The organism is Haloarcula regularis (genome assembly GCF_029338315.1).
Lineage (GTDB): Archaea > Halobacteriota > Halobacteria > Halobacteriales > Haloarculaceae > Haloarcula > Haloarcula regularis.
In genome coordinates, this window is sequence record NZ_CP119794.1 from 874,432 (window position 1) to 896,568 (window position 22,137).

25 protein-coding genes and 4 pseudogenes are annotated in these 22,137 nt (G+C 69.1%); 13 read left to right on the top strand and 16 right to left on the bottom strand.

Features of this window, described 5'->3' with window-relative positions; all coding sequences use genetic code 11:
- The first annotated feature begins 52 nt into the window (after positions 1–52).
- Complete coding sequence (locus P1N55_RS04735; RefSeq protein WP_276277816.1) at positions 53–223, top strand: HalOD1 output domain-containing protein; 171 nt, start codon at positions 53–55, stop codon at positions 221–223.
- Here P1N55_RS04735 and gatA read toward each other — a convergent pair whose 3' ends face one another.
- On the bottom strand, positions 224–1,501 hold the full coding sequence (gene gatA / locus P1N55_RS04740) for an Asp-tRNA(Asn)/Glu-tRNA(Gln) amidotransferase subunit GatA (RefSeq protein ID WP_276277817.1): 1,278 nt from the start codon (positions 1,499–1,501) through the stop codon (positions 224–226).
- Position 1,502: 1 nt separating this feature from the next.
- Positions 1,503–1,779 (bottom strand): annotated as a pseudogene (gatC, locus tag P1N55_RS04745) (Asp-tRNA(Asn)/Glu-tRNA(Gln) amidotransferase subunit GatC).
- 224 nt (positions 1,780–2,003) lie between these two features.
- On the opposite strand from gatC, the gene P1N55_RS04750 reads away from it, so the two are divergent.
- Genes P1N55_RS04750 through P1N55_RS04760 form a run of 3 tightly spaced genes read left to right on the top strand, consistent with a single transcriptional unit; the run spans position 2,004 to position 3,946 of the window.
- A complete protein-coding gene (locus P1N55_RS04750) occupies positions 2,004–2,972 on the top strand; it encodes a transcription initiation factor IIB (protein ID WP_276277818.1) in 969 nt (322 codons plus the stop codon).
- A gap of 40 nt (positions 2,973–3,012) precedes the next feature.
- Positions 3,013–3,489 (top strand): NUDIX hydrolase, encoded by a 477-nt coding sequence (locus P1N55_RS04755; RefSeq protein ID WP_276277819.1) that lies wholly within the window; start codon positions 3,013–3,015, stop codon positions 3,487–3,489.
- Between the two features lie 31 nt (positions 3,490–3,520).
- On the top strand, positions 3,521–3,946 hold the full coding sequence (locus P1N55_RS04760; protein WP_276277820.1) for a universal stress protein: 426 nt from the start codon (positions 3,521–3,523) through the stop codon (positions 3,944–3,946).
- Here the strand turns inward: P1N55_RS04760 and P1N55_RS04765 are convergent.
- The 5 genes and pseudogenes from P1N55_RS04765 to P1N55_RS04785 all read right to left on the bottom strand — a co-directional run bounded on the left by P1N55_RS04765 (position 3,903) and on the right by P1N55_RS04785 (position 8,128).
- Positions 3,903–5,030 carry an asparagine synthase C-terminal domain-containing protein gene (locus P1N55_RS04765; RefSeq protein ID WP_276277821.1) on the bottom strand — a complete coding sequence of 376 codons (1,128 nt, stop codon included), beginning with the start codon at positions 5,028–5,030 and terminating at the stop codon, positions 3,903–3,905. The two genes, P1N55_RS04760 and P1N55_RS04765, sit on opposite strands and share 44 nt — an antisense overlap.
- Positions 5,030–5,714 (bottom strand): annotated as a pseudogene (locus P1N55_RS04770) (PHP domain-containing protein). The gene P1N55_RS04765 and the pseudogene P1N55_RS04770 overlap by 1 nt, the downstream one beginning before the upstream one ends.
- Before the next feature lie 236 nt (positions 5,715–5,950).
- A complete protein-coding gene (locus P1N55_RS04775; protein ID WP_276277822.1) occupies positions 5,951–7,177 on the bottom strand; it encodes a TIGR04347 family pseudo-SAM/SPASM protein in 1,227 nt (408 codons plus the stop codon).
- On the bottom strand, positions 7,174–7,494 hold the full coding sequence (locus tag P1N55_RS04780; protein WP_276277823.1) for an Htur_1727 family rSAM-partnered candidate RiPP: 321 nt from the start codon (positions 7,492–7,494) through the stop codon (positions 7,174–7,176). Before P1N55_RS04780 ends, P1N55_RS04775 begins: the two co-directional genes overlap by 4 nt.
- A gap of 64 nt (positions 7,495–7,558) precedes the next feature.
- The gene (locus P1N55_RS04785) at positions 7,559–8,128 is read right to left on the bottom strand and encodes a hypothetical protein (protein ID WP_276277824.1); all 570 of its coding nucleotides are present in this window, start codon (positions 8,126–8,128) and stop codon (positions 7,559–7,561) included.
- A 166-nt stretch (positions 8,129–8,294) separates the two neighbouring features.
- Here P1N55_RS04785 and P1N55_RS04790 point away from each other — a divergent pair, with 166 nt between their 5' ends.
- The 3 genes from P1N55_RS04790 (at position 8,295) to P1N55_RS04800 (ending at position 9,334) form a co-directional block, all read left to right on the top strand.
- Entirely contained in the window at positions 8,295–8,672 is a 378-nt protein-coding gene (locus P1N55_RS04790; protein ID WP_276277825.1) for a helix-turn-helix domain-containing protein, read from the top strand.
- On the top strand, positions 8,669–8,971 hold the full coding sequence (locus tag P1N55_RS04795; protein WP_276277826.1) for a DUF7521 family protein: 303 nt from the start codon (positions 8,669–8,671) through the stop codon (positions 8,969–8,971). The genes P1N55_RS04790 and P1N55_RS04795 overlap by 4 nt, the downstream gene beginning before the upstream one ends.
- A 69-nt stretch (positions 8,972–9,040) precedes the next feature.
- Positions 9,041–9,334, top strand: a complete 294-nt coding sequence (locus P1N55_RS04800) for a DUF7521 family protein (protein WP_276277827.1) — start codon at positions 9,041–9,043, stop codon at positions 9,332–9,334.
- A gap of 8 nt (positions 9,335–9,342) precedes the next feature.
- Here the strand turns inward: P1N55_RS04800 and P1N55_RS04805 are convergent, their stop codons facing one another.
- Positions 9,343–10,641 (bottom strand): hypothetical protein, encoded by a 1,299-nt coding sequence (locus tag P1N55_RS04805; RefSeq protein WP_276277828.1) that lies wholly within the window; start codon positions 10,639–10,641, stop codon positions 9,343–9,345.
- Between the two features lie 10 nt (positions 10,642–10,651).
- Between P1N55_RS04805 and P1N55_RS04810 the strand changes: the two genes are divergently transcribed.
- Together P1N55_RS04810 and P1N55_RS04815 are read left to right on the top strand one after the other, a co-directional pair.
- On the top strand, positions 10,652–10,990 hold the full coding sequence (locus tag P1N55_RS04810) for a DUF2249 domain-containing protein (protein ID WP_346430002.1): 339 nt from the start codon (positions 10,652–10,654) through the stop codon (positions 10,988–10,990).
- On the top strand, positions 10,987–11,256 hold the full coding sequence (locus P1N55_RS04815) for a glutamyl-tRNA reductase (protein WP_276277829.1): 270 nt from the start codon (positions 10,987–10,989) through the stop codon (positions 11,254–11,256). Before P1N55_RS04810 ends, P1N55_RS04815 begins: the two co-directional genes overlap by 4 nt.
- Here P1N55_RS04815 and P1N55_RS04820 read toward each other — a convergent pair.
- Positions 11,253–11,615, bottom strand: a complete 363-nt coding sequence (locus P1N55_RS04820) for a cupin domain-containing protein (RefSeq protein ID WP_276277830.1) — start codon at positions 11,613–11,615, stop codon at positions 11,253–11,255. The genes P1N55_RS04815 and P1N55_RS04820 overlap by 4 nt on opposite strands.
- Positions 11,612–11,847: pseudogene (locus P1N55_RS04825) on the bottom strand (DUF2249 domain-containing protein). The gene P1N55_RS04820 and the pseudogene P1N55_RS04825 overlap by 4 nt, the downstream one beginning before the upstream one ends.
- An 89-nt stretch (positions 11,848–11,936) precedes the next feature.
- Here P1N55_RS04825 and P1N55_RS04830 point away from each other — a divergent pair.
- Positions 11,937–12,500 (top strand): hypothetical protein, encoded by a 564-nt coding sequence (locus tag P1N55_RS04830; protein ID WP_276277831.1) that lies wholly within the window; start codon positions 11,937–11,939, stop codon positions 12,498–12,500.
- A gap of 102 nt (positions 12,501–12,602) precedes the next feature.
- A complete protein-coding gene (locus P1N55_RS04835) occupies positions 12,603–12,857 on the top strand; it encodes a HalOD1 output domain-containing protein (protein ID WP_276277832.1) in 255 nt (84 codons plus the stop codon).
- Here the strand turns inward: P1N55_RS04835 and P1N55_RS04840 are convergent.
- The gene (locus P1N55_RS04840; protein ID WP_276277833.1) at positions 12,841–13,464 is read right to left on the bottom strand and encodes a DUF7344 domain-containing protein; all 624 of its coding nucleotides are present in this window, start codon (positions 13,462–13,464) and stop codon (positions 12,841–12,843) included. The two genes, P1N55_RS04835 and P1N55_RS04840, sit on opposite strands and share 17 nt — an antisense overlap.
- 58 nt (positions 13,465–13,522) lie before the next feature.
- On the bottom strand, positions 13,523–16,108 hold the full coding sequence (locus tag P1N55_RS04845) for a PAS domain S-box protein (protein ID WP_276277834.1): 2,586 nt from the start codon (positions 16,106–16,108) through the stop codon (positions 13,523–13,525).
- A 116-nt stretch (positions 16,109–16,224) separates the two neighbouring features.
- On the opposite strand from P1N55_RS04845, the pseudogene purL reads away from it, so the two are divergent.
- Positions 16,225–18,385: pseudogene (purL, locus tag P1N55_RS04850) on the top strand (phosphoribosylformylglycinamidine synthase subunit PurL).
- A 64-nt stretch (positions 18,386–18,449) separates the two neighbouring features.
- On the opposite strand, the gene P1N55_RS04855 reads toward purL, so the two are convergent.
- Positions 18,450–18,650 carry a DUF7550 family protein gene (locus P1N55_RS04855; protein ID WP_276277835.1) on the bottom strand — a complete coding sequence of 67 codons (201 nt, stop codon included), beginning with the start codon at positions 18,648–18,650 and terminating at the stop codon, positions 18,450–18,452.
- A 53-nt stretch (positions 18,651–18,703) separates the two neighbouring features.
- A complete protein-coding gene (locus P1N55_RS04860) occupies positions 18,704–19,213 on the bottom strand; it encodes a DUF7344 domain-containing protein (protein ID WP_455429087.1) in 510 nt (169 codons plus the stop codon).
- Positions 19,214–19,614: 401 nt separating this feature from the next.
- Here P1N55_RS04860 and hisF point away from each other — a divergent pair, with 401 nt between their 5' ends.
- Entirely contained in the window at positions 19,615–20,430 is an 816-nt protein-coding gene (gene hisF / locus P1N55_RS04865; RefSeq protein WP_276277837.1) for an imidazole glycerol phosphate synthase subunit HisF, read from the top strand.
- Positions 20,431–20,448: 18 nt separating this feature from the next.
- Here the strand turns inward: hisF and P1N55_RS04870 are convergent, their stop codons facing one another.
- Together P1N55_RS04870 and P1N55_RS04875 are read right to left on the bottom strand one after the other, a co-directional pair.
- Complete coding sequence (locus P1N55_RS04870) at positions 20,449–20,772, bottom strand: transcriptional regulator (RefSeq protein ID WP_276277838.1); 324 nt, start codon at positions 20,770–20,772, stop codon at positions 20,449–20,451.
- Between the two features lie 132 nt (positions 20,773–20,904).
- On the bottom strand, positions 20,905–22,125 hold the full coding sequence (locus tag P1N55_RS04875) for a hypothetical protein (RefSeq protein ID WP_276277839.1): 1,221 nt from the start codon (positions 22,123–22,125) through the stop codon (positions 20,905–20,907).
- Positions 22,126–22,137: the final 12 nt, after the last annotated feature.

Consider the following 22,137-nt stretch of genomic DNA (forward strand, 5'->3'; position numbering starts at 1 on the left):
GGCTCCTGGAGACAGTCGCCGACGTAGAGACTGTCGAGGACACCGACCTCCCGTGTCTGTGTTCACGGCTCGACGAGATGCTGAAGAACCTCTTCAGCGACCCGCCGCCGACGAGGCCCAGACGGAGGTCACGTTCTCGTACTACGGCTACCGGATCACGGTCACGCAGGACGGGTCGATAACGATGCGGAAACTCGGCTCGCCGCCCGACGACGTGGACTAATCAGGCCAGCGCGCTGCCGGCCCGGATGACGGTCCGCTCGCCGAACGCCGGGCCCACGAGCTGAAGGCCGACGGGGAGGCCCTCGGGCGTCTCGCCGGCGGGCACCGAGATGGCCGGGAGGTTCGCCAGGTTGACCGGCGTCGTGTTGGCGTCGGCCAGATACATCGTCAGCGGGTCCTCCAGGCTCTCGCCGCGTTTCATCGGTGGCACCGGCATCGTCGGGGAGGCCAGCACGTCGGCGTCCTCGAGGGCCTCGTCGAAGTCCTGTTTCACCCACGCGCGGGCGTCCTGAGCCTTCTTGTAGTACTTGTCGTGGTAGCCCGCCGAGAGGGCGTACGTACCGAGCAGGATACGGCGCTTGACCTCCTCGCCGAACCCTTCCTCGCGGGCCCGCGCGAACGACTCGTTCCAGTTGCCCTCGTAGCCGCCGGAGACACCGTAGCGCACGCCGTCGAAGCGTGCGAGGTTCGAGGACGCCTCGGACATGGCGATGACGTAGTAAGCCTCGACGGCGTGTTCGACCGAGGGGAGGTCGACCTCGTGGTAGGTCGCGCCCTGGGCCTCCAGGTCGTCCATCGCGTCCCAGAACGTCTCGACGACGGCCTCGTCGGCCCCGTCGAGCAGTTCGGTCGGCACGCCGATGGAGAGGCCGTCGACGTCGCCGTCGGCGGCGTCCGCGTACGACCCCTCGCTGTCGGGTGCCTCACGGGTCGTCGCGTCGTGTTCGTCCGGCCCGGCGATGACCTCGAGCAGCTGGGCGGCCTCCTCGACGGTCGGTGCGATGGGGCCGATCTGTTCGAGGCTGTTGGCGTAGGCCACGAGGCCGTACCGGGAGACCAGGCCGTAGGTGGGCTTGATTCCCACGACGCCACAGAAGGCCGCCGGACAGCGGATGGACCCGCCGGTGTCCGAGCCGAGTGCCAGGTCGGCGTCGCCCGCGGCGACGACCGCGGCGGAGCCACCCGATGACCCGCCGGGGACCCGGCCCTCGGCGACTGGGTTCTCGACCGGCCCGTAGGCCGACGTCTCCGTCGTCGTCCCCATCCCGAACTCGTCCATGTTGGTCTTGCCGGGGATGGTGGCACCGGCGTCTTTGAGCCGCTCGACGACTGTCGCGTCGTACGGCGGGACGTAGTCCTCGAGCATCTTCGAGCCACAGGTCGTCCGGACGCCCTCGGTCGAGATGTTGTCCTTGACGGCGACCGTACGCCCAGCCAGCGGGCCGTCGTCACTGCCCTCGATGCGCTCGGTCGTGACGTAGCCGTTGTAGTCGGTCATCTCACGACACCTTCGGCCCCTTGAACTGCCCCGCCTCGGACTCGGGCGTTCCGGAGCGCCTCGTCCTGGCTGAGACACTCCGTTACCTCGTCCGGGCGCATGACGTTCGCGAGGTCGGCGTCGCGTTCAGTCGCGGGCACCTCGTCGAGTGCCTCGAACGCTTCGAGGATGTCGCCGAACTGCTCGGTGAACCGCTCGACCTCGTCGTCTTCGAGGTCGACGCGGGCGAGGTCCGCGACGTGTCGGACCTCGTCGGGGTCGACGGCGTTGTCGCTCATGTCACCGGGGTGGACTGGCCCGGCGGTAAGCGTTTCGAAACGACGACCCCCAAACTAGGTTGGGTGGTTACTGAAGCCGGAGGCTCACCAATACATCTAACAACAGAATTTATGGAATCGACAAAATTCCCTTCGAATAAGAGCAAAGGATTTAAGTCGCCCGAGCCACAACAGAAGGATACAGAAGGCGTTTTCCGGGCCTCAGACCCGTCTGTCCGTAACCAATGACCGATACGACCATCCGCCGATATACGAGTGAGCGCGAAACCGAAGACCAGCAGGCCGAGGAGGAAGCGGCAGTCGTCTGTCCGGAGTGTGGTGGCTCCCTGGTCTCAGATAGCGAACGCGGCGAAACCGTCTGTGAAGACTGCGGGCTCGTGGTCGAGGAAGACGAGATCGACCCCGGCCCCGAGTGGCGTGCGTTCGACTCGACGGAGAAAGACAAGAAGTCCCGCGTCGGCGCGCCGACGACGAACATGATGCACGACAAGGGGCTGTCGACCAACATCGGCTGGCAGGACAAGGACGCCTACGGGAACTCCCTGTCCTCGCGCCAGCGCGAGAAGATGCAGCGCCTGCGCACCTGGAACGAGCGGTTCCGCACCCGCGACTCCAAGGAGCGCAACCTCAAACAGGCCCTCGGTGAGATCGACCGCATGGCCTCTGCCCTGGGCCTCCCGGAGAACGTCCGGGAGACGGCCAGCGTCATCTACCGCCGGGCCCTCGATGAGAACCTCCTGCCCGGCCGGTCCATCGAGGGCGTCGCGACGTCCTCGCTGTACGCGGCCGCCCGCCAGGCAGGGACCCCCCGCTCGCTGGACGAGATCACGAGCGTCTCCCGTGTCGAGAAAGACGAGATCGCCCGCACCTACCGCTACGTGGTCCGCGAACTGAGCCTCGAGATCCAGCCCGCCGACCCAGAGAGCTACGTCCCCCGCTTCGCCTCGGATCTCGACCTCTCAGAGGAGGTCGAGCGCCGGGCCCGCCAGCTCCTCCAGAACGCCAAGGAACAGGGCGTCCACTCGGGCAAATCTCCGGTGGGCCTCGCGGCCGCGGCCGTCTACGCGGCCTCCCTGCTGACAAACGAGAAGGTCACCCAGAGCGAGGTCAGCGAGGTGGCCAACATCTCCGAGGTCACCATCCGCAACCGCTACCACGAACTGCTCGAGGCCGAGGACAGCGTCCACCCCTGAGGACCGTAACCTAGTCGTCCGGGAGGGCCCTCCGACCGGTATGGAGACCACCCGCCACTTCGTCGCCACCGTCTACGTCGTCAGCGACGGCGCCGTCGCGCTCCACGAACACGACAAACTGGGGATGTGGCTCCCCGCGGGCGGCCACATCGACCGGGACGAACTGCCCCACGAGGCGGCCCTGCGGGAGACGCGCGAGGAGCTTGGCCTGGACGTGAACCTGGTCGCCCCGGAGGAGGCTATCGAGAGCGAGACGGTCCGCTCGATACCCCAGCCCCAGCACTTCCTGCTCGAGGACATCAACGTCGACGCGAGCGGGGCCGTGGGCCACCAGCACATCGACTTCATCTTCTACGGCGCAGCGGGGAGTCGCGACATCGACCCCGGCCCGGGCGAGCAACCCGCCGAGGACTGGGGCTGGTTCACGCCCGAGGCCCTGCGGGACGACGCGGACCGGTTCCCCGAGGACGTGGTCGAGGTGGGACAGCGGGCAATCGCGACGGTCGAGGGGCGGTAAATTTTTAACAAATTGACACGAACGTGCTAGCATGTACCGTGTTCTGCTCCCCATCGACAGCAACGTAGAACGGGCTACGGCCCAGGCCAACGCCGTGCTCGACCTGCCCCACGCCAGCGATTCGGTGACCGCGACAATCCTGCACGTCTTCGAGGACGAGACGACCGCGGAAAAGACGTCCATCGAACAGACGACCTCCGGGAAGAAGATGCTCGAGATGCTGCGCGACGCGGGCGTCGACGTCGAGACGGTGAGCGTCCACGGCGACCCGGAGGAACAGATCGTCAACGTCGCCGAGGAACGCGAGGCGAGCATGATCATCCTCGGCGGGCGCAAGCGGTCGCCGCTCGGTGCGCTCGTCTTCGGGAGCGTCAGTCAGGCCGTCATCCTCGATTCCGACCGGCCGGTGACGGTCACGGGGAGCGGCGTCGGCGGAACGGTCGAGTCGACGGCGTGAGCGACTCGACGTACTGCGTGACGTGGTCGTCCATCCGGCGCTTGTAGCCGGCCTGCCGGGCCAGCCGGTCGAGTTCGCGCGCGGCCAGCGAGCCGTACTGCGCGGCCTTCTTGTCACGTGTCGCGACGGCCTCGGGGAGCGAGCCCAGCGCCGCCTGTCTGAGCGCCCACTTGCGCGTCTCGCCGTCGACGAGCATCCGGTCGTCGAGGCGAAGCGCCGCGCCGACCACGTCGTCGTGTAACAGCGGCGCGACCGGTTCGACGCCCGCGGCCCGCAGCGCGAGGACGTCACGCTCGAGCTGGGCTGGCAGCGTCGCGACGACCTCGCGCTGGGCGCCCCGTACCGTGTCTGCCTCGACCCGGGGGTCCTCGGGGGCCTTCGCCACCTTCGCGTAGCCGCCGAACAGTTCGTCGGCACCCTGGCCGACGGCGAGGCGGTCGAAGCCGTCCGCGGCGACCCGCTCGGCCGTGAGATACAGCGGGAGGGCGATCTGGATCGCCATCGCGTCCGTCCGGCCGGTGGCGGCGACGAGTTCGGGGACCGCCCGTTCGAGCGCGTCGTGAGTCAGTTCCACGACGGTCAGGTCACAGTCGAGCGCGGCGGCGGCCGAGCGAGCTGCCTCGACGTCGTGGCTCTCCGGGAACCCGGCGACGTACAGCGGCGCGTCGAGGCGCGCCGCCAGCAGCGCCGAGTCGACGCCGCCCGAGAAGGCGATGGCCAGGTCCTCGGCGTCGACGGCGTCGACGCTCCCCTCGACCGCCGTCCGGACGGCCTCGACGGCCGTCTCGCGGTCCGCGTACGGGTCCGGGTCCGGGAGTGTCCACGCCCGGCGGGTCCCCGCGTCGTCGCGGACGTGGCCGGCGGGGAACGGGTCCGGCGTCTCGAGGTCGCCCGGGTCGTGGCTCCAGGCATCGGCCGGGAGGGGCTCGGAGGCCGGTGTGTCGCGCTCGACGAACAGCGGGTACCGGCCCAGCACGTCGCGGACGAGTGCGCCGTCGATTTCGCCGGCGAACCCGCCGGCCCCCGGCAGTGGCTCCCCGGATTCGAGCGCGGCCCGGACGACGTCGGCGTCGGCGCCCTGCATCAGTCCAGGTAGGTGGTGAGGCGGTTGACGACGCGGCGTTTCGCGCCGCCGGCGGCCTGGCGGAAGCTGATGCGCCAGGGCGTTCGCTCGCCCTCGACGGTGGTCCGGCCGTCCGCGATGGCCGAGAGGATGGCCGCGACGGAGCGGTCGTCGGCGTCGACGTTCGTGACCGCCTGGCCGACCATCTCCGCGATGTGGGCGTCGCTCCCGGCCGTCATCGGCAGGCCCCGGCGGCGCGCGAAGCGTTCGGCCTGCCGGTTCGACCGGCCGGTCAGCAGGCGCGAGTTGTACACCTCGATGGCGTCGGCCGTGGCGAGTTCGTCCTTCGAGATGTGTTCTAACACGCCGTGGCGCGACTCCTGGAAGGGGTGGGACGACCGCGAGGCCGCCCTGGTCACGGATGCGGTCGAGCGTCTCGCCGAAGGACAGGCCCTGCGGGATCGCCTCCTGGATGCCCAGCGCGAGGACGTGGCCGGCGGCACAGGTCACCTCCATGCCCGGAATCCCGACGAGGTCGTACTCCGGTGCGAGTTCGGCGGCCCGGAGACTGGCGTCGATCTCGTCGTGGTCGGTGACCGCGAGCGCGTCCAGCCCGACGGCGCTGGCCTGCTCTAAGAGGAGTTCGACGGAGTCTCGGCCGTCGTAGGACAGCGACGAATGCGTGTGGAGCTCGACCGACAGCACAGATGGCGGTAAGCAATGGCCGGGCAAAAACGCCCCGATACGCGTCGCGGCCGAAAACCGACCGTCCGTGCCCACCGGACGGCGCCCCGATCGACCAGTTTTGTCCCCCGTCCAGTCACCAGGCTGGACACAGGTGCGCAGTACGACCGCTCACAGGTCGTGACTGCGATCGATTATACAGGCGCGACGGGAATCAACGGACACCCCGACGATTTCGGGGGTTGAAAGGCGAGGCCTCAGTCCGCGGGGTTGGCCACGTCGGTCCCCGCGTCGAACGGCGCCGGACCGTGGACCTCGTCGTCGGTCAGGTAACACTGCGGGTCAGGCGCGAACAGGTCGTCCTCGGTGGTGAGCGCGCGCAGGCGGGAGGCGCCCCGGCAGACGCCGGCGTACCGACAGTCGGCGCACTTGCCCTTCAGGTGGGCCTCGCGGTTCCGCAGCTGGCGCAGCAGTGGGTTGGACTCGTCCTCCCAGATGGCGCCGAACGGGCGGTCCCGGACGTTGCCCAGCGAGTAGCCCTGCCAGAACTGGGTGAGGTGGACGTTGCCCTGGTAGTCGACGTCGGCGACGCGTTCGCCGGTCGGGTCGCCGCCGTTGACCCGGAGGTAGTCGTAGACCCGGCGGGCCTGGGCCTCGCTCATGTGCTCGCGGGCGTACTCCACGAGGTAGGCCGCGTCGGCGTAGTTGCCCACCAGTAGCGTCTCGATCTCCTCACCCCGATCGTGGTACGCACGGGTCATGTCACAGACGCGTTTCACGGCCGCTCGGCGGTCCTCGGGGGTGAGGTCGGCGTCGACGATCTCGGTGCCGCGCCCGCCGTAGTCCAGGTGATAGAAGCAAAAGCGGTCGACGCCCACGTCGGTCAGCAGGTCGACCACGCCCTCTAAGTCCGGCGCGTTGCGCTCGGTGATGGTGTAGCGCAGGCCGGTCTTGAGACCGGCGTCCAGACAGTTCTCGATGCCCCGAACCGCGCCCTCGAAGGCCCCATCCAGGCCGCGGAAGTCGTCGTTGCGCTCGGGGAGGCCGTCGACGGAGACGCCGGCGTACTTCAGCCCGGCGGCTTTCAGCGAGGCGGCGCGCTCCTCGGTGATGAGCGTCCCGTTCGTCGAGAGGACCGGGCGGACGCCCACCTCGTTCGCGTAGGCGACCAGTTCCTCCAGGTCCTGGCGGACCAGCGGTTCGCCGCCGGAGAACAGCACCACGGGCGCGCCGTAGTCCGCCAGGTCGTCCAGCAGGGCCTTCCCCTCGGCCGTCGAGAGCTCGCCGTCGGCGATGTCGGTGTCGGCGGCGGCATAGCAGTGGTCACAGTAGAGGTTGCACTGCTTGGTGACGTTCCAGACGACGACGGGCCGGCGCTGTTTCTCGTCGCGGATCTGGGACTTCGTGGACTCGTCGGCGGCGTCGTATCGCAGGCCGTCGCCCTCCGCGTCCAGGTCACAGAGGAGCTTCGAGACGGAGATCATTCCGCGTCCCCCTGCAGCGTCTCGGCGGCCATCTCCTCGTGGTCCATGGTGGCGTCGGCGTCCGCGTGGGCGTCGTCGGCCACGAGGGACTGCTCGGCGGTCTGGAACCGGCGCGTCTCGTCGGCCGGACAGAGCCACAGGCGCTCGACGCTGTGAGCGAAGAGGGCACTCGCCTGCTCGCGGGCGACGGCCGCCGTCGGCGCGCTCACGCTCCCGGCGTGGGTGAGCGGTTCCGCCGGGTCCTCGCTGACGAACAGTTCCCACTCCCGACTCGTCGCTCCGCGGGGGGCGTCTACCTCGTCGTCCAGGCGTTCCATACGGGCCTTCTAGAAGGCCCCATAAAAAACGGGTCCACCGAGTTCCCACCGCCTGAGAACGGCGTCAGTCGAGCGGTGCGTCCCACGGGCCGTCGGGGGCCCTCGTCGGCGCCCCGTCCGTGTCCAGCGGGAGCCGCTCGCGGGCGCGCTCGACGCCCTCGCGGACGTTCTGCCCGACCCCGTTCAGGTGGGCCCCCGCCAGCAGCGGGTTGACGCTCGAGGGCTCGGCGTGGGCGTAGACGTCGGTCGTCCCGTCGGGGCCGGGAAAGAGCATGAGGTGCAGCTGTTTGCGCGCCAGCGGGCCGTCGCGGTACACCCACGACGCGTGCTCGGGCGCCCCCTCGCGGGTCTTCAGCCGTGCGAAGGGGTTCCTGACGAACCCGGCCGTCCAGAGGCGGTCCTCCGCGGTCGCGAGGGACTCCGGCAGCGACCCGGCGTACTCGCCCTCTGTGATGGGGCGGGGCCCCAGCCGGTCGTCGAAGCGTCGCCCGAGGGCCTGCGAGGCGGCCCGCCGGAGCGGCTCCCACCAGGTGGCGGCCGGCCCGCGGTTCCAGCGAAACGGGAGGCCGTAGGTCTGGGCGAGTCCGACGGCGGCGCCGAGACGCGTCAGGGACGAGGGGAGCGCATCGACCATGCGCTACCTGTACGCGGCCCAACAGTATCAAAGCCACACCCGCGGGCAGCGGACGGATCTACCCGCTAAATAACGGTTTGGGTCGGGCGAGACCACACGACTGCGACGGAACCGGGCCGACGAGTCGGTTAGGTTAAAGGGTTCGGGGGGTCAGGTTCGGGCAAGGATGGTTCGGGACCCGTTCGCTGACGACGACACGCCGGAGTTGGAGACGGTCCTCGACGCGCTCGACGACGAGGACTGTCGGGCCATCGTCAGCGTCCTCGACGAACCGATGACGGCGAGCAAGATCTCCGAGGAGAGCGGCATCCCGCTCTCGACGACCTACCGGAAGCTCGAGCTGTTGACCGAGTCGTCGCTGCTCTACGAGGGCGTGGAGGTGCGCTCGGACGGGCAACACGCGAGCCGGTACGCCATCGACTTCGAGGAAGTGGTCATCGCGCTCGACGAGGACCGGGACTTCGCCGTCGAGATATCTCACCGGGCCAGGTCGCCAGACCAGCGACTCGAGAACCTCTGGTCGGAGGTGCGAAAAGAGACATGAGTCCACACATCCCCAGTTCACAGGTCGGTATCGTCGTCTCGAAGACGCTCATCCTCATCATCGGTGGGCTGATCACCTACTACGCGTACCAGGCCTACCGGCGCACGGGATCGCCCGAACACAAGTGGCTCACCTACGGGTTCGGGGTGGTCACAGCCGGGGCGATACTCGGCGGGGTGTTGGACATCCTCGTCGGCACCTACCTGAACGTCGAGCTCATCAACACGAGCGTCTTCATCTCGAGTTCGATGACCGCGATCGGCCTCGGCATCATCCTCTACTCGCTGTACGTCCGGTAGGGGACCGTTCCCAATGGCTAAAAATTGGGGGTAGTTTATATGGAGGGGCGTGTCGTCCGTCAGGTTACGATGGTCGAAACGAGTACAGTCCTGCTGGTCGCAGCCAAGACAGTCACGCTGGTTTGCGGGGCGGTCCTCACGTACCTGACCTACCAGGCGTACCGACGGACCGCGTCGCCGGCGATGCGAGCCCTGTGGATCGGTATCAGTTTCGTGACCGCCGGCGCAGTATTCGCCGGGAGCCTCCACCAGGTGCTGAACGTCCCCGTGGCGACGAGCGTCGCCGTCGAGAGCATCTTCACCGCGGCCGGGTTCGTAGTGCTCACCTACTCGCTGTACACCGAGCAACCGAGCGAGGGATGAGTGAGGACTCACCCGTCGGGCGCGTCACCCTCGGTCGCCACCGGCGACCGGGGGTCGTGGACGGCCAGCACCGAGAGCATGTTGGCGGCGAACGCCGCCGTCCCCAGGAACGCAATTCCACCGGCGAGTCGCACGTCGATAGCGAGGCCGCCCTCGTGTGCGACCGAAAGCAGGCCGGCCACGACCAGCGCTGTCGCGTCGAGGCGGCTCAGACGCCCGTCGTAGAGGTCGTCTATCGTCGGGACGGCCTCGAGTCCCACCCGGTCGCTGTACCGGTCGACCCAGACGAGGAAGGGGACGACGTGGTAGAGCGTCCCGAAGACGGTGAAGCCGACGACGCCGGCGAGCAACAGCGTCCCGCCGGCCGGCCCCCCGAACAGACCGGCCAGCGAGAGCGGGGCGCGCCACCACGTGAGGGCCGCGATCGGCGCCCAGACGAGCAACGAGAGGGCCACCACAGCGTACCGGGTCAGCATCGGCGACCACTCGACGGGGCCACGGACGAGTCGCGCGGCGAGGACTGCGCCGACGACACACAGGCCGGCTGCGACCAGCAGGCCGCCGAGGCGGGCGAGGTGGGTCACGCCGAACAGTCGGCCGGCCGCCAGGAGGACGACCCCGAGCGGATACCCGACCGTCTCGGCCCGCAGGAGCGTCCGCTCGGGGCCCCAGTCCGAGGCCTGCGTGAACATCGGCCCGAGCTGGGCCAGTGCCCCGGTCACCGTCGTCAGGACGGCCCCGAACACCGCCAGCGTGGCGTGGGCGGCGAGCAGGGGGCCGCGCGTCACGCCGGCCACCGGCGTGAGGCCGACCGCGCGGTCCAGGGCGAGGCCCGCCCCGGCGACCGTCACCAGGACGAAGAAACCGAGCGCCACTGCGAAGTGCCTCGTCGTCACGTCCCACTCGTCGCGGGGCAGGGACCGGCCCACGTTGTAGACGAACGTCCACACGCCCGCGAGCGCGAGGGCGCCGGCAACGGGGAGCCACAGTCGACGGTGGGTCAGGAACGCCGCGGCGAGGCCGGCGAACCCGAGCGCCGACAGCGGCAACTGGGCCGCCGCCAGCCGTCGCGAGTGGAGGGCCGTCCCGGTCCACACCGGGACGAACTGCGTCATTGCCCCGAGGATGGTGAGACAGACCCAGCCGGCCAGCAGCAGGTGGACCTGCGCGAGGTGGGCCGCGCGCCCGCCACCGAGCCCGGCCGCAACCCCCGCGAGCAGGAACCCGAGCCCGACGACGAAGTGCGCGAGCGGGATGGTCGTCGGCGGTCCGGCGTCGGCGTCGACGGGTCCAGGGATCGCGTTCATCGGTCGCCCCTTGGGCGGGGCCCTGCTGGACCTGGGGGCGAACACGTTCGGGGAAACCGTCCCCGGCGCGGCGCCGGTACCGGGATACATGGCCTCGGAGACACCCCTCACCGAGACGGACGCACCGACGGACGCCCCGGTCGAACACCTCGAGGTCGGGTCGCTCGGGCCGCCCGAACCACTCACGCGGACGCTCGAACGCCTCGCCGAGTTACCCGACGACGCCGTGCTGGTCCAGCACAACGACCGCGCGCCACGGCACCTCTACCCCCGGCTCGAGTCGCGGGGCTACGCCTTCGAGACAGTCGAGACGACCGACGAGACGGTGACAGTGATATGGAAGGGATGACAGGGACAGACGAGACGCCGGACGTGGAACAGGCCGTCGAACGACTGTCCGACCGCGGCGCGACGGTCAGGTCGGCCCAGGTAGAGCGGGCGATAGAGACGTTGCGCGCCGACGGCGATCTGACCGACGCCCAGCGGGAGGCGGTCGAGCGACTGAGCGAGCGCCTGGTCGAGCGGTTACTCGCGGTCCCACGCGAGAGCCTCAGAGCCGCCGACCGCGCCGACGACGTCGAGACCGTCGAGACGGCGATGGAACTGTTCGGCTAGAACTGCGGTGCCAGGACCAGCAGCGCCTCGCTGTCGTCCGTCGCCGTCAGCGACACCTCGTGCCGGCCGTCGAAGCGGATCACGTCACCCCCCGAGAGCGATCTGGCCGTCCCGCCGACGGTCACGTCTACGGCGCCCTCGACGAGGTGCAAGACGATGTCACGGCCCGGGTGGGTGTGGGCCGGCACCGTCTCCCCCGCGGGGAGCGCGAGGCGGACCGTCCGGGGTTCCCCCTCGAACACCCGCGTCCGCCCGGTTCGCTCCAGGTCCTCGAGGGAGACGTGGTCGATGCCCTGGGTGTCGTCGGCGTCCCGTTCGCCGTCGGGAATCTGGTCCTCTGTCAGGTTGCTGTCGGTCATCGTCTCTTTGGCAGTTTCGCGACGTACTTGCCCGGTTGTTCCTCGGTACACTCGTAGTTTCGGCGTCGAAGGCCTCGACGTCGGCCCGGAACTCGAGGTAGAGCGGCCGTGGGTCGTGGTCATTGACGATCTCGAGTGTCTCCCCGTCGTCCAGTGCCTCGAAGGCCGCGTGTACTTCTTGGTGGCGCTGTGCCGGCGGGAGGTCCCTGAGGTCGAGCGTCGTGGCAGGCATCGTCGTCGGCTTGGGGCCGTCCCGACGAGGGGGTTCCGGCGAACACGTTCGGCAGCACGTTCTGTGTGCCCCGGGCCGTCCACACGAATATGGGATTCCTCTCGGGCGTGCGCGGCACCGACAGCGGGTTCGACGACTACGACACCTTCGACCCGGCCCACCTTCCGGCCCCTGGGCCCTTCCTCGAGGGCCACGAGGTCCTCACGGGCCGGGCACACGCGGCTTTCCACCGGCTCACGCGGACCCTCTTCGAGGAACGCGGCGTCTACGACGCGACGTTCGGGTACAATCTGGCACGACTGAACCTCGACCGGCGCCACCCCGACGCCGGCTTCCGGTACGCCGTCGAGCGCGACGCGACGGCCGAGGCGCGGTCGGACGCAGGTGATCGGCGGGTGCTCCGGGCGTCGTTCGTCCCGACGACGGCCTTCTGTCCGCAGAGCGACGCGCTGACCCGCGGTGCCTTCCGCGCGTGGAACGACCTCGCCGACCGACACGAGTACGACCTCGTCCGGGTCCGCGTCGGCGAGACTCACGACCAGAGCCCGGCCATCAACGGCCGCCTCGCGCAGATCGAACGGGGCTACCGGGAGACCGGGTCGGTTCCAGCCGCCGTCGAGACGGCCGAGGATCCCGGACAGGAACCCTCATAATAAAGGGGCTATATGTATACCGCCCGAAGCGGCCGCTATCCAGCGGTCTCGTCGAAGTCGGGGAATTAAAGTGAGCCGGCATCCTCCCCCCGATATCGAACGATGACAACGTCAAGCGGGGGTGAAGACGGCTTCCACGTCGGCGGTGAGGAGCGACCGAGCGACGTCGTGCTCCGGAACGTCGCGTCACAGAAGGGCTGTGACGTTCTCGAGTTGGCACCGTTGCAGGATGCAGTCGACGTCAAGGCGCTGAACCAGCTGTTCGAGAGCCCGGGCGTCGAGCGGCTGGAGTTCGTCTACGAGGAGTTCGAGGTCACCGTCGAACCCGGACGCGTCCACCTCAGAGAACTGCAGTGAGCGCTCGCCCCGGGCGGACCTGCTGCTCGCTGGCGTCGTAAGACACCACGTCGACCGCGTCCAGTTTCGGAAGATCGACGTGATGGAGTCGGAGCCGGAGGGTGTCGGGACGCTCGACAGCTCCGTCAGCCCCCTCCGCGACGAGTCGCTCCGAGAGGTCCTCGAGCGACAGGGGATCCGTCCGATCGGCGACCAGCTCGACGACGTCGCGCCGATACGGGCGGGCGACGAAGGCGGCGATGACGTCCCACCGCGGGTCATCCGGCCGGTCGGGCGACGGGAGCGAGATATCGAACGCATCCAGGTCGATCGGGAACCGGGGGACGAGTCTGATGCCGGCGCCCGACCGGACGACCAGGCCGGCCGACTCCAGTTTCGGGAGGTGGCAGTGATAGAGGTCGATGCGCCGCCGCTCTCGCTCGTCGTCGGTCACCCGTCCCGGCGGCGTTCGCTCCTCCAGCGCGGCCAGTTCGATAGCGAGGTCACGTTCCGTCATCGGGCCGGGTTCGTTCGCGACGAGCGAGAGAATCCGGCGGTGCCGGGTGTCAGAGAGGATAGTGGAGATGAGAAGCGGGTCGACCCTCGTACCCTTGCCTGACTTGCTCATGAACGATGATTGAGGTTACTCGATAATGGGTACGCTGCCGGAAATATTCGGTACCCGTTTACTCGTCGCCGAGTAATCCCTCGAAGACCTGCTTCTGTGCCCGGCGGATGTGCTGGTGGAAGGTCGAGGACCCGATACCGAGCGACGCCGCGACGTCCTCGCCGGAGTTCTCGCGGGGCCAGTCGAAGTAGCCGGCGTAGTAACTCGCCTCGAGTGCGGCCCGCTGGCGGTCCGTGAGCCGTTCTGTCAGTGCCGACTCGGCGACGCCGTCGGCCGTCCGACCGGTGGTCTGACGGCGGGCGAGCATCTCTATCTCCGGGGACCGCTCGCTGAGACGGTCGACGACCAGCTGGGTGTCGGCGTCCGCGGGGAGGCTGAGTTCCAGCAGGAGGATGCCGTCGTCGAACGTCGCCTCGCTGATGCGACCGCCGTGCCGTGCCACCGGCCCGAGCACGGGCGGGTCGGCCAGGGTCGCCTGAATCCGTGTCGTCCGGGACTCGGTTCCGATCACCTCGATGGCCTCCCAGTGTGGATCCGCCGGTGACGCGACCAGGCCTTCCATGATGTCGACCGCGTCGCCCGTGGCCCGCCCGTAGACGAGATATCGGTCGGCGTCGAGCGGAATCGTCCGGTCGAACGTGACCGTCCCCTCGCCCGGGTCCGGGAGCGACGGCCGCTCGAAACGGGTGCGGTCACGCAGCGTTATCTCCACGACGTCGTCGCTCAGCAGGGCCCGCTTGCGCTCGACGGCCGCGATGGCGTGGCCGAGAACCTCGCCGAGCTGGCCGACGACCCGACGTTCCGTCTCCCCGAACGCGTCCTGGCGGTCCGAATACAGTCCCACGAGGCCGTACAGCGTCCCCTCGTAACAGACGGGGATGGCGGCGACGGACGTGTACCCGTACTCCTCTGCGAGGACGCGCCAGGGCTCGAACGTCGGGTCCTCGAAGACGTTCCGGGAGACCTGCATCTCCTGTGTCGCTATCGCCCGCCCGCCGGGACCTCCTCCCCGTCGCGAACTCGAGTCGACGGCGATTCGAGCGCGGTCCAGGTAGCCGTCGACCCCCGCCTCGACGCGCGGCGTGACCATCCCGGTCCGCGGGTCGACGTCGGCGACCCAGGCGAACGAGTACGAGTCGGACGCAGCGAGCTGGTCGGCAGCGGCGCGCTCTATCTCCCCGCGCGTCGACCCGTCGACCACCGCCTCGGTTATCTTCCGGACGGTCTCGTGGAGACTGTTGAGCGCGGCGAGGCTGGCTCGCTCGCGCTCTAAGTCCCGTTCGCGGGTCTTCTGGTCGGTGATGTCGAGCATCGCGCCACGGACGACGTCGTCTGTCCCGGCGGCCCGCTCGGAGAACACCCGGAGCCACTTCACCGTCTCCTCGTCGGGACAGATGCGAAACTCGGTCTCCAGGCGTTGCTCGCCGTCGAGGTAGGCGTCCATCACCTGCTCGACGCGGGCGCGGTCCTCGGGGTGGACCGCCTCGAGAACCGCCTTCGGTGTCACGGACGCTCGTGGCTCCATCTCGAATATCTCGAACAGTTCGTCGGTCCAGACCGATTCGTACGGCGGTTCCGAGACGTCGAGTTCCCAGCCGCCGACGTTCGCGAGTTCTTCCGCGTGTTCGAGCAGGTCGGTCGTCCGTTGCAGTTCCCGCTCGCGCTCGACGCGGTCGGTGATGTCCTGGATGTACCCCCGTACGGTGTGGGTCTCGCCGTCCTCGACGAGCGCCTCGCCGGCCGCCCGGACCCAGCGCTCGTTCCCGGCCGCCGTGACCAGCCGGAGGTCCTCGCTGTAGGGTTCGCCAGCATCGATACAGCGCTCGATGCGCGACGCCATCACGGCCCGGTCGTCCGGATGATAGAAGTCCAGCCCGTCGCCCAGTTCCGGGTCGAACTCTACGTCGTCGACCTCGTGGATGCGGCGGGTCCCCTCCGTCCAGGTGACCGCGTCCGACGCCACGTCCAGTTCCCAGCCACCGACCTTGCCCATGCGCTCTGCGTTCCGCAGGAGGTTCTGGGTCCGGTCGATCTCGGTCTCGCGTGCCCGGCGCTCGGAGATGTCACGGATGACGCCCGTCGTCCCCTGGAAGGTCCCCTCCTCGTCCCGCCGCAACGCGATGTGGTTCTCGACGGGGATGGGGTCGCCGTCTTTCGGTATCGCTTCGTACTCGACGGTGAAGCTGTCGGCCGTCTCGTTTACCAGCAGGTCGCCGATGATGCTCGTGACGCGTTCGATCGTCGCCTCGGACATGCCGATGGCGACGGACGAGCCCAGCAGCTCGTCGGCGTCGTACCCCGAGAGTTCGACGGCCGCGTCGTTGACGTAGGTGAACCGGCCGGCCGCGTCGAGTTCGTAGACCGGGTCGCCCAGCGCGTCGAAGAGGCGCCGGTACCGGGCCAGTTCGTCCCCGAGGTCCGACGCCGCCGCTCCCGGCCGCCACCACACCCGCCCGCTGGCCCCGACTTTCTTCGTCTCGAGTTCGCCGCGGTCGACCAGCGTCTCCAGTCGCTTGTACGCGCCGCGCCGGCCGCAGTCCAGCTCGGCCGCCACTTCCGTCGTCGTGCGTGGTTCCTGTGGATCCGCGGACTCGTCGAAGACCGCGAGCGTCGCCTCGTAGACGTCCCCCGCCCGAGTTGCCATGCACCGGAATCGTCGACGACCGACATAACAGTTCCGCCGGCGGAACTCGTCGTCTGACGGGGTCGGACGAGGGCGCATGGAAAGCAATTTAGCCGGCCGGCGGCGACTGGCCGGTAATGAGCCTGTCCGACGCGGACCACGACATCGTGGTCGACGAACTCGACCGGGAGCCGACCCGGGCGGAGGCGGCCCTCTTCGAGAACCTCTGGAGCGAGCACTGCGCGTATCGCTCCTCGCGGCCGCTCCTCTCGGCGTTCGACTCCGAGGGCGACCAGGTCGTCATCGGCCCCGGCGACGACGCCGCCGTCGTCTCCCTGCCGGCCCACGACGGCGAGGAGATGTACATCACGATGGGCATCGAGTCACACAACCACCCCTCGTACGTCGACCCGTTCGACGGCGCGGCGACGGGCGTCGGCGGCATCGTCCGCGACACCCTCTCGATGGGCGCCTATCCCATCGCGCTCGCGGACTGTCTCTACTTCGGCGACTTCGAGCGCGAGCACTCCCGCTATCTCTTCGAGGGCGTCGTCGAGGGCATCTCCCACTACGGGAACTGCATCGGCGTCCCGACGGTCGCCGGGTCGGTCGCCTTCCACGACGGCTACGAGGGCAACCCCCTCGTGAACGTCTCCTGTATCGGCCTGCTGGACCCCGAGCGAACGCTCACTGCCGAGGCACAGCAGCCGGGCAACAAGCTCGTCCTCGTCGGGAACGCGACCGGCCGGGACGGCCTCGGCGGTGCCTCCTTCGCCAGCGAGGACCTCGCGGAAGACGCCGAGACCGAGGACCGCCCGGCCGTCCAGGTCGGCGATCCCTACGCAGAGAAGCTGCTCATCGAGTGCAACGAGGCGCTGTTAGACGAGGACCTGGTCGAGTCGGCCCGTGACCTCGGGGCGGCCGGCCTCGGTGGGGCGTCCTCTGAACTCGTCGCGAAGGGCGGCCTCGGTGCCGAGATCGAGCTCGACCGCGTCCACCAGCGCGAGCCGAACATGAACGCCACGGAGATTCTCCTGGCCGAGAGCCAGGAGCGCATGGTCTACGAAGTGGCTCCGGAGAACGTCGACCGCGTCGCGGAACTCGCCGAACGCTACGACCTGGGCTGTTCGGTCATCGGCGAGCTCACCGAGCCGGGGACGAACTACGTCTGCACCTTCCAAGGAGAGACGGTCGTCGACGTCGAGGCGGCGTTCCTGGGCGACGGCGCCCCGATGAACGACCTGCCCGCCGAGGAACCCCCGACACAGGAGCGTGACCTCCCGACCGTGAACCTCACCGAGGCCTTCGAGCGTATCGTCGCCAGTCCGAACACCGCCTCGAAACGGTGGGTCTACCGCCAGTACGACCACGAGGTCCAGGTCCGCACGAGCGTCCTGCCGGGCGACGACGCCGCGCTGCTGGCCATCCGTGAAGCCGGCACGGGCCTGGCCTTCTCGGCTGGTGCCGACCCGAACTGGACCGACGCCGCCCCCTACGAGGGAGCCCGGGCCGCCGCCCTGGAGAACGCGACCAACGTCGCGGCGAAGGGCGCGACCCCTCACGCCGCCGTCGACTGTCTCAACGGCGGCAACCCGGAGAAACCCGACGTCTACGGCGGGTTCAAGGGCATCGTCGACGGCCTGGCCGACATGTGTGCGGACCTCGACGTGCCCGTCGTCGGCGGGAACGTCTCGCTGTACAACGACTCCCAGGCCGGGCCCATCCCGCCGACGCCGACGCTCGCGATGGTCGGCGTCAAGGCGGGGTACGACGCTCCGCCGATGTCGCTGTCCGGCGAGGGGACCCTCGTCGTCGTCGGCGACCACGCGCTCGAGGGAGACGCCGACCCGAGACTGGGCGGCTCGGAGTACTGCGCCGTCTTCGGCGGCACCGACGCCTTCCCCGACCTGCACGACGACCCGAAGGGGTTCGTCAGCACCGTCGCCGAAGTGGCCGACGAGGACCACGTACTCGCCTCCCACGACGTGAGCCACGGGCCTGGCGGTCGCGCTCGCAGAGATGGTCCACGAGGACGCCGGCGCCAGCGTCGACATCGAGACGGTCGAGCGCGGGACGCGTAAGCGCCTGCTCTTCGGTGAACAGCCCGGGCGCGTGGTCTTCGAGACCACCGACCCGAGGGCGGTCGCCGAGGCGTTCGACGGCGTCGCGCCCGTGACAGTCGTCGGCGAGGCCGACGGCTCGAACCACCTTGAACTGACGGTCAACGAGGAGCGGCTGCAGTACCACGCCAGCGAGATCGCCGACCTCCGCTCGACCATCGACGACGAGCTAGCCTGACGGCGTCGCCGGACGAACGGCCGAGTATCTGGCCGCAGGACACGCGGGCGTGCAGCAGCAGGTCTCAGACCAGTGCGAACGCGATGCCGAACGTCAGGACCAGGCCCAGCAGCGCGATGCCGGCGCCGGTCAGGACCTGGGACGTCGTGAAGTCGCTCTGTGGGGCCGTCGAGCGAAGCGGCGGTGCTCGCTCGGGCAGGCTGACGTTCTCGGGGTCGTAGTCCGGACGTGACTCCGCGTGGTGGTCGTCGTGGTCGTCTGCCATACTCGTGCGTTTTCCGAGCGGGTAGGAGTAACTGTCGGATTCTCGTGTCGAGGTCAGGCCCCATCGGACCGCCGGCGGGAGAGGACGCCGTGGGCCGTCGAGAGGACGACGAGCGACGCGACGACGAACGCGCTCACGGCGTTGGCCGCCAGGTGGATCGGCAGGAGAGCGAGGTAGTTCGCGACGAAAAGCACCGTCGCCCCGGCCCCGACGCCGCCGTAGTACTTGTGCCAGGGCCGGTCGACGTCCGGTTCGCGTCGGGCCATCTCCAGGACCTGCTCGGCCTCGTCGGTCAGCTCGACCCGTCCCCCGCGCCTGTCGTAGTCGACGACGCCCATGTCGGCCATCTTCGGGAGGTGACACTGGTAGAGTGCGACGTAGACGCGCTTTCGGGCCGCCGACCCGATCATCGCGACGGTCACGTCGTTCTCTTCGGCGGCGATCGTCTCGGCCAGCCTGCCGAGACCGACCGGTCCCTCGGCCCCGTCGAGGTGTTCGAGCACGCGTCGCCGACGCTCGTTTTTTTCAGGAGGGTGAAGACGGCGTCGGTCGGCAGTTCTGATCCGTCGTCATCGTTCAGTGCGGCCGACTGCGTGGGGACAGGGGACTCCTGTCGACCGCGCAGGTCGGTGAGCGTATCACTGCGTCCCATGGCGTGTCACAGAGAGCCGTTAGACGTATCGGTACTTCAACCGGAGGAATAGTACACTCGTGTTTACACACAGTCGGCCGGTTTCGCTCGGCTTATCTCGCCCGGACCGCCCGACGGAGAGGGGTTTCACGCGACGACGGACACTCGATTCACACAGGGGGTAAACGAAATAAATCGTCGCCCGCCGCCGACCGAGCGGGGCCAACGCCGGACAGACACAGTCGTGAAACGGGAAAGTCGAGATTACCGGCCCTGAGTCTCACTTGCGCCAGTCGAAACCGTCAAACGGCCATGTGGCGAACCTTTCTCCGAATGACGCTCACCAAGCGAATCATCCCCTGCATCGACGTCGACGTCGACGAGAACGGGGACGCGGCGGTCTACACGGGGGTCAACTTCGAGGACCTAGAGTACACCGGCGACCCGGTCGAGATGGCCAAGGCCTACAACGAATCGGGCGCCGACGAGTTCGTCTTCCTGGACATCACCGCCTCCGCCGAGGGCCGGGAGACGATGCTCGAGACCGTCGCTGCGGTCGCCGACGAGGTCTTCATTCCCCTGACGGTCGGCGGCGGCATCCGGACCAAAGCGGACATCAAGGAGACGCTCCGGGCCGGCGCCGACAAGGTCTCCATCAACTCGGGGGCCATCGCCAGGCCCGAGCTCATCGAGGAGGGAGCGGCCGCCTTCGGCAGCCAGTGCATCGTCATCTCGCTGGACGCCCGCCGCCGCTTCGACGACGAGGGCGAGCACTACGTCGAGGTCGACGGCGAGCAGTGCTGGTTCGAGTGCACCGTCAAGGGGGGCCGCGAGGGGACCGGCATCGACGCCGTCGCCTGGGCCATCGAGGCCGAGGAACGCGGCGCGGGCGAGATATTCGTCAACTCCATCGACGCCGACGGCACCAAGGACGGCTACGACATCCCGCTGATGAAGGCCGTCTGTGACGCCGTCTCGACGCCCGTCATCGCCTCCTCGGGCTGTGGCAGTCCCGAGGACATGGAGGAGGTGTTCGTCGAAGCCGGCGCAGACGCCGGGCTCGCCGCCTCTATCTTCCACTTCGGCGAGTACTCCATCGCCGAGACCAAGGAGTACCTCGACAGCGTGGGTATCCCGGTCAGGCTCTGACGCCGGGGACGGGACGTATCAGCGCCACCCGTCCGGGATGTCGTCCCGGTGACCCTCGAACAGCTCCAGAACCGGTCGAATCTCCTCGAACGACGGTCCCGTGGTGACCTGTCCCCGCCCCTCGTCCCAGGCGATATAACCGTGCGAACGGAGCAACGGAAGATGAACGTGTTCGAGCTCCACCTGTAGCGTCTCCGGATCGACACGGCCCTCGCGGACGTCGTCGGGGATCGCCACGACCTCGGACTGAGGGTTGTGATCGAGGAGGGCGACCAGCAGCCGCCGACGGACGGGGTGTTCCAGGGACCGGAGCACCCGCTGCCAGACGTCCACTCCACTCATGTGTCAATAAGGTACGTCCAACTGGATAATATTTTGGGAGAATCGAAACATCTGTGTGTCAAACCGTAGTGTCTGTCGAGTCCTCGCTGCACGGCCGTCGACCGCGGCCGGGCGGTGGTTGCCGGGGCCCGCTCAGGGCATCGGCAGGACGACGCCGTTCGGCAGGACGCCGGCGAGCACCAGCACTCCGAGGACCAGGGTGGTGGCGGCGACGGCCGCCATGGGCGGGTCGAGGTGGGTGTCGGCGTGGGCGTACAGCGTCCGGCCGAAGAACTCGCCGGCGAGCCCGGCGAGCGCCCCGAAGCCCGCGCCCAGGAGCAGCGCCGCAAGGAACGGGACCTCGCTGGCGACGAGGGCGGGCGTCATCTCGCCGAGGCCGTACTGAGCCGGGACGAGCGAGAGCGCCGCCAGGGACGCGGGCAGCGCCATGTGCAGGACCACCGGCGGCCGGTAGTTGTCGACGACGACCAGCGCGAGCGTCACGCTCGCGAGGCCGAAGGCCAGGTACGGGCTGGCGGTCCGGTAGGCGACGTACGCGCCGAACAGGCCCGTGCCGACGCCGAGCACCAGCGCCCTCGCCCATCCGGACTGGTGGGGCAGGAACGGTTCGACCACCGGCCGCTCGCCGCCCTCGCGAGTCCGCTCGCCATCGTAGGCCGACATGTCGAGCCAACCGCCCTCGGGCCGGCCGACGAGTGGATAGCCGAAGACGAGGCGGTGGGTGAACCCGGAGACGACGACGGCGAGGGCCACGGGGTCAAGCGGGAGCGCGAGCAGCGACCCCGAGACGGCCGCGACGGCGTAGCCGAAGGCGCCGAAGACGCCGCCGGCGACGAGGACGGCGGGGTCGGCTCCCAGCGAGACGCCGACGGCCTTGGCCGGGTGGTACTCGGTGTCCGCGGGCACGTCACCCCGGCGCGCGGCGAAGGCAGCGGCGGCGGCCCCGCCTGCGAATGCCACGTGCGGGCCCAGCACCGGCCCCAGGCCGACGCTCCCGGTCAGGCCGGCGGCCGCCAGCGGCAGCGAGGGGTCGACGGCCGCCGTCTCCGCGCCCACGCTGCGCCCCACGAGTGTCGCCGCCTCGCCGGCGACGACGACCAGGCCGGCCAGCGCGAAGGCCCCGTAGGCCCCCAGCGCGGCGCCGAGAAGACCGCCGGCGAACGCGCTCAGCAGGAGTTCGACGGCGAGGGGCCCGAGTCCGGGTAGTTGCAGCGGGACGACCATCAGCCAGACCACCTCGCGGGGCGACGCAGGAACATCGGTATCCACGGCGTCCCCGCCGAGGCTGAAATAGCCATCGTTCGCCGGGGCGCGAGCGAGGTGGAAGCCGCGAGGGCTTTGTACACGGGTCACCTAGGGTTACTC